The following is a 12,912-nucleotide window of genomic DNA, read 5'->3' on the forward strand; positions in this document are numbered from 1 at the left end:
GAGGGGTCACCAGGCCGGGGAGGCGTCCCCGCTCATCAGCCTGGCCAGCCCCGGGTAGTCGGCGACGACGCCGTCCCCGTCGAGGGTGAGGTCGGCGCCGAAGCCCTCTCCCTCGAAGCGCACCCGGCCCTGCGCCAGGTGGACGTAGCGCTGCGGGTGACGGGTCACGTGCAGGTGGGGCACCCCGACCCAGGCGGTGACGAGGTCGATCCGCCCGTCGTTGGCGTCGAGGCCGTGGCGCAGGATCGGCATGGTGTTGGTCAGCGGAGACAGCGCGAGGTCGCAGTCGAGCGCGTCGCCCAGGGCGTTCATGTCGCCGCCCGGGGACGGCCCGCCCAGGTTCCCCTCCTCCTTGGTCTCGCAGGACCAGGCTCCGTGCACGGAGCGGCGCAGGTCGAGCGCCCGGTGCCAGCCCGCGCCGTGGACCCGCACCGACAGCAGTTCGGTGACGTATCCGGTCAGGGTGCGCAGGGTGTACTCAAGGCGGTAGGGCACGGGGTCGGTGCCGATCGCCACCCCGACCGCCGTCAGCTCCGCCCCGAGGTCCACCTCGGCGTACTCGGCGCCCCCGTCCTTCATCCACACCAGCCCGCGCATCCGCCGTCCCCTCTCCCCCGGATGTCCCCGACCCCTGCGGAACGGCCGTACCCCGGCAGGCCATGACGAACCATTGCGCCACGGCGCGCCGCCGCCCGGCACTTCCGGTGATCGCGAAGTTTCGCCAGGATTGGTCCCGTGAACCGCACAGCCGCACGCCTCGGAGTCCTCCTGCTCGCCGGAGCGGCCGTGGCGGCCGTGCTCCTGGCGCTGCTGACCCCCTTCTCCTCCGGCGGGACACCGCGTGGCCCGGAGATGTCACCGCTCGGCTCCGGGCCGGGAAGCGTCCACGTCAACCGGCTGAGCGAGCGCGACCACGAGCTCACGATCCGCTCGGCCGCGCTGGGACGCGAGGGCATGGTCCGGGTGCTGCTGCCCGGCGGGTGGCGCCCCGGATCGGGGCCGTGGCCGGTGCTGTACCTGCTCAACGGGTGCTGCCAGTCCGAGTACGACGCGTGGACGACCCAGGGGGAGGCGGCCAGGCTCACCTCGGCCTATCCGGTGATCGTGGTCATCCCCGAGGGGGGCCAGGTGGGCTTCTACTCGGACTGGCGGGAGGGCCCCGCCTGGGAGACCTTCCACCTCACCGAGGTCCGCCGCGTCCTGGAGCGCGACTACGGCGCCGGGGACCGCAGGGCGGTGGCGGGGCTGTCCATGGGCGGGCTCGGCGCGATGTCCTACGCGGCCCGTCACCCGGGGATGTTCCGGGCGGCGGCCTCCTTCTCCGGTGTGCTGAACACCCTCGACGGCAACAACGGCGTCGACTGGCTGCTCAACGAGTACGGCGAGGACTCCGCCGACCTGTGGGGCGGCCACCGCGACCCCGCCTGGGCGGCGCACAACCCGGCCGACCTGACCGCCGGGCTGCGCGGAGTGCGGCTCTTCGTCTCCTGCGGGGACGGCACACCCGGGTCTCTCGACCCGCTGGGCACCGCCCCCGACCGCGGGGAGGCCACTCTGCTGCGTCAGGCGCAGACCTTCGTCAACCGGGCCCAGGCGAACGGCGCGCGGGTCGTGACCGACTTCTACGGCCCCGGAACCCACAGCTGGCCGTACTGGCGGCAGAGCCTGGAACGGGCGCTGCCCATGCTCATGGACTCCATCGGCGCGAGCGCCTGACCGCGCACGGCGACACATCCGGTATGCCCCATGCTGCCCTCCGTGTTGGAGCCCCCGGCTCTCCGGAAAGTTAAGACGACCGACTCTGGGCGTTCAGCTCAGTCACCCCTGTCCGGTCACCCCCGTGACTAGCGTTCCTAAAACGCCCCAGCTCAGGGGCATTTGCCGCATGTCACGAGGAGCAACCTTGCGAGTCCTGGCCGTTGTCCCCGCCCGTGGAGGATCAGCGGGCGTCCCGCTGAAGAACCTGGCCGCGGTCGGCGGCACTCCCCTGGTCGCCCGCGCGGTCAAGGCCTGCCTGCGGGCCGAACTGATCGACGAGGTGGTGGTCAGCACCGACCACAGGGGGATCGCCGAGGCGGCCCGTGAGGCGGGGGCGACCGTGATCGAACGCCCCGAGGAGCTGAGCGGCGCGACCGCCTCAAGCGAGTCGGCCGTCCTGCACGTCCTCGACCACCTGTCCGACGTGCCGGACGTGGTCGTCCTGGTGCAGTGCACCAGCGCGTTCATCGACCCGGCCGACCTGGACGGCGCGATCGTCAAGGTCCTCGACGGCACCGCGGACGTGGTGTTCTCCGGGCTGGAGACGCACGAGTTCCTGTGGAGCTCGGCGGGCGCGGGCATCAACCACGACCCCGCGCACCGGCCGCGCCGCCAGGACCGCGAGCCCGATTACCGCGAGACCGGCGCCTTCTACGTGATGCGCACCGAAGGCCTGCGCGAGCACGGTCACCGCTTCTTCGGCGCCGTCTCCGTGCAGCCCGTCCCCGCCAGGCACGCCCTGGAGATCGACTCTCCCGAGGACCTGGAGATCGTCAGGGCCCTCGCGCCGTTCGTCGACCTGCCCGAGCCCATCGACGTGGACGCGGTGATCACCGACTTCGACGGCGTGCACACCGACGACCGCGCCTACGTGGACCAGGACGGCCACGAGACGGTCGCGGTCAGCCGCTCCGACGGCATGGGCATCTCCCTGCTGCGCAGGGCGGGCGTCAAGCTGATGATCATGTCGACCGAGCAGAACCCGGTGGTCACCGCCCGTGCCCGCAAGCTCGGCGTGCCCGTCCTGCAGGGGCTGACCGACAAGCGGACCGTGCTGCGCGACTGGCTGGCCATCGAGGGCATCGACCCCTCCCGTGTCGCCTACGTCGGCAACGACGTCAACGACCTCGGCCCGATGGGCGACGTCGGCTGGCCCGTCGCGGTCCCCGACGCCCACCCCAGGGTCCGCGCCGCGGCCAGGACCGTGCTGACCAGGCCCGGCGGGGCCGGAGCCGTACGGGAACTGTGCGACCGCGTCCTGGCCGCGCGCCCCGCGACGGAGACGGCCGCGACCCCCGCCCCCAGGACCGAGCTGCGGCTCTCCCCGGTCGCCAAGCCGGTCCAGATCGGCGACGCGCTGGTCGGCTCGGGCCAGCCGGTCTACGTGATCGGCGAGATCGGCATCAACCACAACGGCGACATCGACATCGCGCGCAGGCTCATCGACGTGGCCGCCGAGGCGGGCTGCCAGGCGGTCAAGTTCCAGAAGCGCACCCCGGAGATCTGCGTGCCGCTTGAGCAGCGCGACCAGATCCGGCAGACGCCGTGGGGCGAGATGACCTACATGGAGTACAAGGTCAGGACCGAGTTCGGTCTCGACGAGTACACCGAGATCGCCAGGTACTGCCAGGAGCGCGGCCTGCACTGGTTCGCCTCGCCGTGGGACGTGCCCTCGGTCGAGTTCCTTGAGGCCATGGACGTCGTCACGCACAAGGTCGCCTCGGCCAGTGTCACCGACGTGGAGCTGCTGCAGGCCCTGGCCGCGACCGGCAAGCCGATCATCCTCTCGACCGGCATGTCCACCCTTGAGGAGATCGACAGGGCGGTGGAGATCCTCGGCACCTCCAAGCTGGTGCTGATGCACGCGACCTCCACCTACCCCCTGCCGCCCGAGGAGGCCAACCTCCGCACGATCGTCACCCTCCAGGAGCGCTACGGCGTGCCCGTCGGCTACTCCGGCCACGAGCGCGGCCTGCAGATCTCCCTGGCCGCGGTGACGCTGGGCGCGGTGACCGTCGAGCGGCACATCACGCTGGACCGCACCATGTGGGGCTCCGACCACGCCGCCTCGCTCGAACCCTCGGGCCTGGAGCACCTGGTCCGTGACATCCGCATCATCGAGACCGCCCTCGGCGACGGCGTCAAGCGCGTCTTCCCCGGTGAGGAGGCCCCGAAGGCCCGGCTGCGGAGGGTGCGGGTCTGAGTTGTGTTCCTTTGCTCCGCCTGGCGGCGTCGCGGGCTTGGGCGCCCCGGGTCGGCGCTTTCCCTCGTCACTCCGTCGCTGCGCTCCTGCGTTCCTCAGTCCAAGCACCGACGCGCCCAAGCCGAAACTCCTCGCACTTGGGGCCGGTAAAGCGCAAGGTCAAAAACCTCACGTGTAGGGCTTAGGAAGTCCCCGCGTGGGAGTCGAATCACCAGAGAAAACAGAAAAGGGAAAACTTGATCACGTTGTCCGTCGTCGTCCCGGTCAAGGACGCCGAGCTCTACATCTCCGACGCGTTGACCTCCCTGGTCAGGAACGCGCGCAGGGACTTCGAGTTCATCGTGGTCGACGACGGATCGACGGACGCCACCGGGCAGATCATCGAGGACTTCCGCGACGAGCTGCCCGGCCTGGTCGTAGTGCACAACGACAGGCCGGTCGGGCTCGCCGACGCCCGCAACCTCGGGACCTCGCTGGCCTCCGGGCGCTACCTGACCTTCATGGACGGCGACGACTGGCTGGCGCCCGGCTACCTCGCCGAACTGACCGGGGCGATCGAACGGCTCGGATGTGACTTCGTCCGGGTGGACCACGTCCAGGCCGAGGGGCGCAAACGGGTGATCCACCGGGCGCCGCTCGCCGTACGGGAGACGGTGCTGAAGCCCCGCGACCACATCCTGCCCACCGGGGTGAAGACGATGGTCGACTACCCCTACGCGTGGGCCGGGATCTACCGTCGCGACCTGGGTGAGCTGCTGACCTTCCCCGGGCACCTGCACACCGCCGAGGACCGGCCGTGGATCTGGCGCCTGCACCGGCAGGCGGGCTCGTTCGCGGTGGTCTCGCTCGCGGGCCTGTTCTACCGCAGGATGGTCACCGGCTCGCTGACCCAGGTGGGCGACGCCAGGCAGCTGCACTTCTTCGACGCCTTCGACCTGGTCCTCTCCGACCTGGAGGAGGAGTTCGCCCCGAAGGCGGTGCGGACCTTCTGCGCCCTCCTCGCCCACCATCTGGAGCTGGCCGACCGCTTCTCCCCCGACCTGCGCGCCCGCTTCGAAAAGCGCGGCGCCGACGCCCTCAGGCGGTTGCCCTCCGACCTGCTCGCCGCGGGCCGGCTGGAGCCGGAGCGCGACCAGATCCTGCAGACACTGCTGGAGACCCGATGACACAGCTGTTCTACGCCTCGACGCTGTTCGGCGCGATGACGCTCGGGGCGGCGATCGACGAGGGGCTCTTCGGCCCGCACCCGGGCCGCAGGATCCTGCTGGTCTCGAACAACGCGGCCATCCCGGAGATCACCCCCTCCCTCGACCAGGCCCCCGGCTTCGCCGCGCTGCGTCCCCGGTTCGACGAGGTGTGGTCGTGGAACGACATCGTGGCGCCGCTGCACCCCTCCGACTGGAAGGCCCGCATCATCGAGGTCCCGATGCTGGGCCGTCTCCTGCGTTCCCACCTCTCCCTTGAGGAGGGGCCCCGGGAACTGATCCTGGAGTCCATCGCGGTGCCGCCCGCCAGGACGATCGCCGGTCTGGTCAAGGACTGCCCGATCACGGTCTACTCCGACGGCCTGATGAGCTACGGCCCGACCCGTGACCCCCTGCCGCAGGAGATCTCGGGGCGGATCACCCGCCTGCTCCACCTGGACCTCGTTCCCGGCCTGTCGCCGCTGCTGCTCTCCGAGTACGGCGTGCCCGCGGTCGCCCTGCCCGACCGGGCCTTCCTCGACGTCCTCGCCCAGGCGGAACGGCTCACGCACGGCACACGGGGCCTTCCCCGCGGTCAGGCGATGATCCTCGGCCAGTACCTGTCGGCGCTCGACATCGTCACCCAGGACGAGGAGGCCGGGCTGCACGCGGACATGCTGCGCGGCCTGGCCGCGAGGGGGTTTCGTTCGGTGCTGTTCAAGCCGCACCCGGCGGGCGGGCGGCGACACGCCCAGCGGCTCCGCGAGACGGCCGCGCAGCTGGGGGTTGAACTGACGGTCGTCGGGGAGAGCGTCCCCGCCGAGTCGTGTTTCGCCACGCTTGAACCCGAGCTGGTCGTCGGCTGCTTCTCCACCGCCCTGGTGACCGCGAGCAGGCAGTTCGGGCTGCCGGTCGCGACGCTCGGAGGCGACCTGGTGCTCGAACGGCTGGCGCCGTACGAGAACAGCAACCGCGTCCCGGTCACGATCACCGACGCCCTGCTCCCCCGCCTGTCCCCCGACGGATCGCTGGAGGAGCCGCCCCCGGTCGATCTCCCCGCGCTGGTGGGTGCCGTCGGCTACTGCATGCAGAGCACCGTCCACCCCGGGCTGCGTGAACGGGCCGTCGCGTATCTGGAGGCCAACGGCCCCGCCCGCTACTTCAAGCGTCAGCGCCTGACGGCCCTGGACCTGCTCCCCACCACACCCGCCCCGGAGCCGGGCCCCCTGGGCAAAATCCGCCGCCGCCTCTCCAAGGCCCTTTCCTGACCGCTTCTTGCACCCTCACGAGGGGCTCCCCGCCCCAGGCGTGAGGGTTTTGGTCTTGTGCCTTACCGGCGCCAAGCGTGAGGAGTGTCGGCTTGGGCGCGTCGGTGCTTGGACTGAGGAACGCAGGAGCGAAGCGACGGAGAGACGAGGGAAAGCACCGACCCAGGGCGCCCAAGCCCGCGACGCCGCCAGGCGGCGCAAAAGTCACAGTTTCAGGTAGCGGCGCATGCGGCGTTTGGCGCGGTAGCCGACTCGTAGGACGTTGGGCGGCACCTCCACGCGCAGGCGGGCGCGCCTGCGGGCTGCGGCGTACTGCGGGCCGTCCAGCAGGGAGGTCGCGGGGACGAGGCGTCCCGAGCGGGACTGGCCGACGAGGGCGACCATCTGCGACACCCAGTCGCTCTCCCCGTTGGGGTGGAAGTAGTTCGCCCTGCACCAGGCCTCGTCCGGGGTGTGGAAACGGCCCTGAGCCAGGTCGTCCATGGTGCCGAGCAGACCGCTTCCCTCGAAGACCAGGTTGATCATCTCGGCGCTGACGCCGAAGTCGGACAGCACCAGCAGCGGCACGTCCTGGGCGATGGCCTCCAGTGCGGCGGTCGAGCTGACGGTGACGAATCCGGCGGCGTGCGCCAGGTGCTCGTGCATGGCTCCGGCGGCGAACCGCACCGCGCCGGGGCGGACCCGTCCCTCGGTCTCCAGGGCCTGCCACAGGCGCTGGTAGTTGTGGCGTTCGTTGTGCGTCTGGCGTTCGTTGTCCAGGGCGCGCAGTTTGACGACCACGTCCAGGTCGGGGCGCCGTCCGGCCAGGTCGGCCAGCGCGAGCAGGATCCGTTCCCTGTCCTCCCTGCGCTTGGGCACCTTGGCCTGGGTGGCGAACACGACGCGGTCGCGGGGCCCCGCCGCGGGGACCTGCCCGCTGTCGCGCAGGAACGGCAGCCGGGTGAGGCCGATCTGTCCTCCGCCGCCGAGTTCCTTGCCGATGGTGGAGAACTCCTCGACCTCCCGCCCGCTGTGCAGGACGAATAGGTCGCATCCGCTGCGGAAGATCCATGCCTTCTCGGTCGCCGGGATGGAGATGCCCGGCAGGCCGGAGACGAAGACGGGCCGGGGCGTGAGGCCGGAGAGGACCTCGCTGACCAGCACGTCCACCACGGGCCCTGTGCAGGCGACCAGCACCACGTCGGGCCTGAACCGCTCGGCGGCCCTGCGCAGGGCTCTGGCGGACAGCACCGGCGGGTCACCGGCCGCGCCGGCCACGGCCGCGTGGATCTGGGCCGGTGAGGGCGTGATGGGGGTACGGACCACCGTCAGCTCCGCCGTACAGCCCGAGGGCAGGCCCTCAAGCAGGTAGGCGGCCCACTTCAGGTAGGAATCCGAGTCGGCCACGGCCAGGACCTTCAACCTGTGACTCCAGTGTCGTGATGGGCGAACATCGATAGGTGCGTTCTGAGGGAGGGCGCCGCCTGGGCGGTCCACCACTCGTCGGGGACGTCCACGGTCTCCACGACGACGCCGCGGGCCGACAGCAGGACGCGCAGGGAGGTGACCGCGGTCGAGGGCAGGCTCAGGACCCGCTGCTCGGCCTCCAGTCCGCGCAGCGTCATCTCCGCGGGGGCGCCGCCGTCGTAGACGGTGATCCCGGGCTGCCTGCCGACCCTGGCGAGGTCGCCGGGGTCCTCTCTGCGGTGCGGGAAGTAGGCGACGGGCCCGGTCGAGCCGAGTCCGGCCAGCCAGCCGAAGTAGTGGTCGCGGTGGATGAGGCCGTTGCGGACCAGGGAGGTGCCCAGGACGACGGTGCGTTCCCTCGGCCCCGGTCTGCGCATGGGCTGGGACCTGAGCCAGGCGAAGTCGTGGGTGACCAGTTCGGCCCCCCGTGCGCGTACGGCCCGCGCCAGGTCGTCGGGGACGGGCAGCGCCGTGAAGATCGACAGGCGGCCTGCCCTGGCGGCCGCCCGCAGCCGCATGCCCGCGGCCGAGCCGAGCACCTTCCTGAGCGGTCCCGGGGTGGCTCTGGCCCGGAGCAGGGGCGTCCAGAACCGCCCGGTGAGCAGTTCCAGGAGCCTGATCGTGGCGAGCCCGTCGTCGACGATCACCATCCGTCCGGGCAGGGCGGTGAGCCAGGCCGCCTGGACCTTGCCGGAGAAGGCGTCGCCGACCGCCCAGCTCGTCCCCCTGCGGGGCCTGGGCATCTCGGGCGAGGGCTCGTCGAGTTCGAGCCCGGCCGGTGGGCCGAGTTTGGCGATCTCACGGCGGGTGACGGCCAGCGGGCGCAGCCCGGCCCTGGGCACCACTCGCGCGTGGGTGCCGAGCAGCCCCGCGTGGTGGGCCTCCACGGCGCAGAGCATCTGCAGCGGGGACTCCACCCAGGCAACGGCCGAACCCTGCTCCCGCGCGTGGTCTCGACCGTCCTCCACGCCGGGCGATGACCCGTTCACGACCGCCTCACCGTAACCCGGACGTCTTACGGCGCCGGGAACTACGGGTGAACACACGAATATGCCCTCTTGCGGGTCGTACTCGTGACGATCTACCGTAGTGTACGAAACCGTTTCGTACAGCTGGCCCCGGAGACGCCGATCATGTGGACCGCTGATGACATTCCCGACCTGTCCGGCAGCACGGCACTGGTCACGGGTGCCAGCAGCGGGATAGGGCTGGCGACCGCCCTGCACCTCGCCCGGCGAGGCGCCGAGGTGATCATGACCGCGCGCGACCGGGCCAGGGGGCGGGTGGCGCTGGAGAGGGTCAGGGCGGCGGCCCCGGAGGGACGGGCCGAGATCAGAGGCCTTGACCTGGCCGATCTCGCTTCGGTGCGGGCGTTCACGGACGACCTTGACCGGCCGATCGACCTCCTCGTCAACAACGCGGGCGTCGCCATGATTCCACGGCGGACGACGGCCGACGGCTTCGAGGCCCAGTTCGGCGTCAACCATCTCGGGCACTTCGCCCTGACCGGGTCGCTACTGCCCCGGCTGCTGGCCGGACAGGGGGCCAGGGTCGTCACGGTCTCCAGTGGCGCGCACGCGATGGGGCGGATCGACTTCGACGACCTGGGGCTGGAGAACGGCTACCGCCGCTTCGGCGCCTACTGCAGGTCCAAGCTGGCCAACCTGCTGTTCGCCCTCGAACTACAGCGCCTGGCCGGAGGCAAACTGCTCAGCCTGGCCGTCCATCCCGGGCCGACGGCCACCTCGATCATGCGGCCGGGCGTGTTCACCCGGCCGGTCACCGCCTTCATGCGGCTGGCGCTCAAGGCTCCGGAGAAAGGGGCCCTCCCCTCCCTGTACGCCGCGACCCACCCCGGCGTGGCCGGCGGCACGTACGTCGGCCCCGGCCCCAGGGCGCTGACGCCTTCGCCCAGGGCTCTCGACGAAGACCTGGCGCGGCGGCTGTGGATCGTCTCCGAGGAGCTCACGGGCGTACGGTTCGCCGCGCTCACGTCACGCCCCTGACCGGCCCCGGGGGCAGGGGCGACCCCGCCGGGACGGGTAAAGAGACCCCCTCTTGACCCGGTGGAGGAGGGGTCGGCCAAAAGATCTACGTTCACCTGGCACGCGAAGTCCTTGCCCTTGCCCTTCACCGTGCCCGTCGTGTCGCGATCCCCTCTCCCACCGGGGATCGCGTCACCGAAAGGGAGATCGTCCCGGGTGGACGAGGCCCCAGTCTTCCCCCTCGAACGGGGCCCATTCCCAAGCCAAGGCAATGTGTCGGACTTGTAATCGTCTGTCCGGTTCACGTACGTTCAACGAATTCGCGGCGAACGCCCAGACCTTCGCAGGTCAGCGCATTGCCACGACATTGCCCGACCGTGCTCCACCAGGTGGACATCCGCCTGATGGACACGGCCGCCGAATCCGCGAGTCTCGCGGAACCGGGGACCCAGGTCCTTTGGGGTGAATCAGCGCATACGCGCTGTAGGACACTTTCCAGTCCGAACCCGTCAGCTAACCCGGTAGGCGGCATGGAAGCGACGCAAGGAGCAGTACCCCATGGCCAAGCACCGCCTTACCTCCACCCCCAAGACGCACTACCTGGCCCGTGTCATCCTCGGCACCGCCATCGCCCTCAGCGGCGGAGTCGTCGCCGGTGGACCCGCCCTGGCGGACACCCCCGAGCAGACGTCCGCCACCGTCCGGAACGCGAGCGCGGACACCGCCAAGACCAGCCTCCAGACCACGGCCGAGCGCCTGCCCAAGGTGACCGCCCAGCAGGTTCTGAACATCGCCTCCCAGCAGATCGGCGTCAGCGAGAACGCCCAGGGCGGCGGCACCAAGTTCCACTCCTGGTACATGTCCAGTGAGCGCGCCAAGGAGACCACCGCCCGTGACGGCGGCCGCATCCAGGACTACGCCAACGCCCCCTGGTGCGCGATGTTCGTCTCCTGGGTCGGCGAGCAGGCCGGCATCCGCCCCACCATGGGCTGGGACGCCTACACCGTCACCCACGCCAAGTGGTTCAGGGACAACGGCCACTGGGGCACCACTCCCAAGCCCGGCGCCGTCGTCTACTTCGACTGGAAGGGCGGCAAGGACCTCGACGGGATCGACCACGTCGGCTTCGTGAAGCAGGACAACGGCAACGGCACGATCACCACGATCGAGGGCAACACCGGCAACGGCAAGGTCGAGCAGCGCATCCGTCCGACCTCCCAGGTCGTCGGCTACGGCTACCCGGTCTACAGCGGCTGACCCCATCCCCTCCCTCCGTACGGCCCCCGCCGTACGGGACCCCCATCCGCGGCGGACTCCCCGCCCGCCGCGGCGGTGATCCCCCGAATCCGGAAAGGGCCGTGGCTCCCCAGCCACGGCCCTTTCGGCGTCCCGCCCCTCCGCCGATATGGGAGCGCTCCCAAAAAGAAGCGCATCCATTTTGTGGTCATTTGAGCCCATAAGTCGCAATGGAAACGGAGGGGGGTAACGGTTGCGTCTCGCCGTATTGACGTCGGTCAACTCGTCGGCCACGCTTCGTGGGAGCGCTCCCAATACGTTGAGGAACCGCCTCGTCGCAGAGCCGCGTCTGTCGGGGACCGGCCCGTGACGACACCTCCCACCGATTCGGGCGAACGACCTGAGAGGGGTCCGGAATGTTGAACCACAGGCGGCGCGGCAGGCTCGCCGCGGTCACGACGGTCACGGCCGCGGCGCTGGCCTTGACCTCGTGCGGTTCCGGCGGGACGGACGGGCCCGCGTCCACGGCGGCCGAACCGGTCGTCGTCACCGTGCACACCTTCGGCGGCGGCGAGAACTTCGGCTACGACAAGGCCGCCCAGGCCTGGAACGCCGCCCATCCCGGCATCCAGATCAGATACCAGAACCTGACCGACCGCTTCGAGGACGTCTACCTGCCCCAGTTGCTCCAGCGGTTGCAGGCGGGCAGCGGCGCGGCCGACGTGGTCGCCCTGGACGAGGGCGCGATGGGCCTGATGAAGGCCCGCCCGCAGTTCTTCACCGACCTCGGGCAGTATGGCCTCGGAGGCCGCAAGGCCGACTTCCCCCCTGCCAAGTGGGACAACGGCGTCAACGCCGAGGGCAAGCTGTTCGCTCTCGGCACCGACATCGGCGGCATGACCATGTGTTACCGCACCGACCTGTTCGAGAAGGCGGGCCTGCCCACGGACCGCGAGGAGGTCGGCAGGCTCTGGCCCGACTGGAAGTCCTTCATGGACGTCGGCAGGAGGTTCCAGGCCGCCAATCCCGGAAAGGACGCGCCGCGCTTTCTGGACGGCCCGAACACCCTCTACAACGTGATCCTCGCCCAGGAGGCGCAGAGGAACGGCGACATCACCTACATCGACACGTCCAACAAGCTCGTCATCGACACCAACCCCGCCGTGAAGACCGCCTTCGACACGGTCAGGAGCTTCAGCGAGGCCGGGCTCACCGCCAAGCTGGCCTCCTTCACCCCGCCCTGGAACGCCGCCATCAAGAAGGGCGGCTTCGCCACGATGGGCTGCCCCGCCTGGATGCTCGGCGTGGTCTCCGGCGCCGCGGGCGAGCCCGGCAAGGGGAAGTGGGACGTCGCGACGGTGCCGGGAGGCGCGGGCAACTGGGGCGGCTCCTACCTGGCCGTGCCCAGGCAGAGCAAGCACCCGAAGGAGGCCGCCGAGGTGGTGAACTACCTCACCGGCAAGGGAGGCCAGATCATGGCCTTCCAGGAGGCCGCCGCCTTCCCCAGCTCCCTGCCCACCCAGCGGGACCCGGCGGTCGGCGACCTGAGGAACCCGTTCTTCAACGACGCGCCGACCGGCCGGATCTTCGGCGCGTCGGTCGAGAACCTGCAGCCGGTCTTCCTGGGTGAGAAGCACGCCCAGGTGAAGACCGCGGTCGAGAAGATCCTTGAGGGCATGGACCAGGGCTCGGTCCCCTACGACCAGGCCTGGCAGAGGTTCCTCGACGCCGGGGTCAAGGCGGCCGGCTGATCCGCTTCCCCCACCGGTCCCGCCGCCCCGGGACCGGTGGGGCCCACAGAGAAACCAGCCAGGAAAGCCCCCCGAAAGGCC

At 70.6% G+C, this 12,912-nt stretch carries 10 protein-coding genes and 1 riboswitch; of the genes, 7 read left to right on the top strand and 3 right to left on the bottom strand.

Annotated features, from left to right (window positions below; translation table 11 throughout):
• Positions 1-6: 6 nt before the first annotated feature.
• The gene (locus ABZ470_RS34655; RefSeq protein ID WP_362916717.1) at positions 7-597 is read right to left on the bottom strand and encodes a putative glycolipid-binding domain-containing protein; all 591 of its coding nucleotides are present in this window, start codon (positions 595-597) and stop codon (positions 7-9) included.
• 138 nt (positions 598-735) lie between these two features.
• Between ABZ470_RS34655 and ABZ470_RS34660 the strand changes: the two genes are divergently transcribed.
• The 4 genes from ABZ470_RS34660 to ABZ470_RS34675 all read left to right on the top strand — a co-directional run bounded on the left by ABZ470_RS34660 (position 736) and on the right by ABZ470_RS34675 (position 6,413).
• Positions 736-1,716 (top strand): alpha/beta hydrolase family protein, encoded by a 981-nt coding sequence (locus tag ABZ470_RS34660; RefSeq protein ID WP_352009337.1) that lies wholly within the window; start codon positions 736-738, stop codon positions 1,714-1,716.
• Positions 1,717-1,903: 187 nt separating this feature from the next.
• The gene (locus ABZ470_RS34665; RefSeq protein ID WP_362916719.1) at positions 1,904-3,961 is read left to right on the top strand and encodes an N-acetylneuraminate synthase family protein; all 2,058 of its coding nucleotides are present in this window, start codon (positions 1,904-1,906) and stop codon (positions 3,959-3,961) included.
• A gap of 236 nt (positions 3,962-4,197) precedes the next feature.
• A complete protein-coding gene (locus ABZ470_RS34670) occupies positions 4,198-5,127 on the top strand; it encodes a glycosyltransferase family 2 protein (RefSeq protein ID WP_362916721.1) in 930 nt (309 codons plus the stop codon).
• Entirely contained in the window at positions 5,124-6,413 is a 1,290-nt protein-coding gene (locus ABZ470_RS34675) for a polysialyltransferase family glycosyltransferase (RefSeq protein WP_362916723.1), read from the top strand. The genes ABZ470_RS34670 and ABZ470_RS34675 overlap by 4 nt, the downstream gene beginning before the upstream one ends.
• 204 nt (positions 6,414-6,617) lie before the next feature.
• Here the strand turns inward: ABZ470_RS34675 and ABZ470_RS34680 are convergent, their stop codons facing one another.
• Both ABZ470_RS34680 and ABZ470_RS34685 read right to left on the bottom strand, forming a co-directional pair.
• Entirely contained in the window at positions 6,618-7,799 is a 1,182-nt protein-coding gene (locus ABZ470_RS34680) for a DUF6716 putative glycosyltransferase (protein ID WP_352009333.1), read from the bottom strand.
• A gap of 11 nt (positions 7,800-7,810) precedes the next feature.
• Positions 7,811-8,848, bottom strand: coding sequence for a hypothetical protein (locus tag ABZ470_RS34685; RefSeq protein ID WP_362916725.1), 1,038 nt, complete (start codon positions 8,846-8,848; stop codon positions 7,811-7,813).
• A gap of 144 nt (positions 8,849-8,992) precedes the next feature.
• On the opposite strand from ABZ470_RS34685, the gene ABZ470_RS34690 reads away from it, so the two are divergent.
• From ABZ470_RS34690 to ABZ470_RS34700, 3 genes are all read left to right on the top strand, one after another.
• Positions 8,993-9,865: an oxidoreductase gene (locus ABZ470_RS34690; RefSeq protein WP_362916727.1), complete on the top strand. Its 873-nt coding sequence runs from the start codon at positions 8,993-8,995 to the stop codon at positions 9,863-9,865.
• Between the two features lie 384 nt (positions 9,866-10,249).
• A riboswitch (cyclic di-AMP (ydaO/yuaA leader) is annotated at positions 10,250-10,387 on the top strand.
• 15 nt (positions 10,388-10,402) lie between these two features.
• Positions 10,403-11,101 carry a CHAP domain-containing protein gene (locus ABZ470_RS34695; protein WP_362916729.1) on the top strand — a complete coding sequence of 233 codons (699 nt, stop codon included), beginning with the start codon at positions 10,403-10,405 and terminating at the stop codon, positions 11,099-11,101.
• A 395-nt stretch (positions 11,102-11,496) separates the two neighbouring features.
• Positions 11,497-12,831 (top strand): ABC transporter substrate-binding protein, encoded by a 1,335-nt coding sequence (locus ABZ470_RS34700; RefSeq protein WP_362916731.1) that lies wholly within the window; start codon positions 11,497-11,499, stop codon positions 12,829-12,831.
• Positions 12,832-12,912 lie beyond the last annotated feature (81 nt).

It is taken from the genome of Streptosporangium sp. NPDC020072, from assembly GCF_040631445.1.
Taxonomy (GTDB): Bacteria; Actinomycetota; Actinomycetes; order Streptosporangiales; family Streptosporangiaceae; genus Streptosporangium.

What these genes read in the sequence shown, in the direction of transcription:
- ABZ470_RS34655 (WP_362916717.1), bottom strand. Translation starts at nt 597, where the DNA reads ATGCGCGGGCTGGTGTGGATGAAGGACGGGGGCGCCGAGTACGCCGAG.
- ABZ470_RS34675 (WP_362916723.1), top strand. Translation starts at nt 5,124, where the DNA reads ATGACACAGCTGTTCTACGCCTCGACGCTGTTCGGCGCGATGACGCTC.
- ABZ470_RS34690 (WP_362916727.1), top strand. Translation starts at nt 8,993, where the DNA reads ATGTGGACCGCTGATGACATTCCCGACCTGTCCGGCAGCACGGCACTG.
- ABZ470_RS34695 (WP_362916729.1), top strand. Translation starts at nt 10,403, where the DNA reads ATGGCCAAGCACCGCCTTACCTCCACCCCCAAGACGCACTACCTGGCC.
- ABZ470_RS34700 (WP_362916731.1), top strand. Translation starts at nt 11,497, where the DNA reads ATGTTGAACCACAGGCGGCGCGGCAGGCTCGCCGCGGTCACGACGGTC.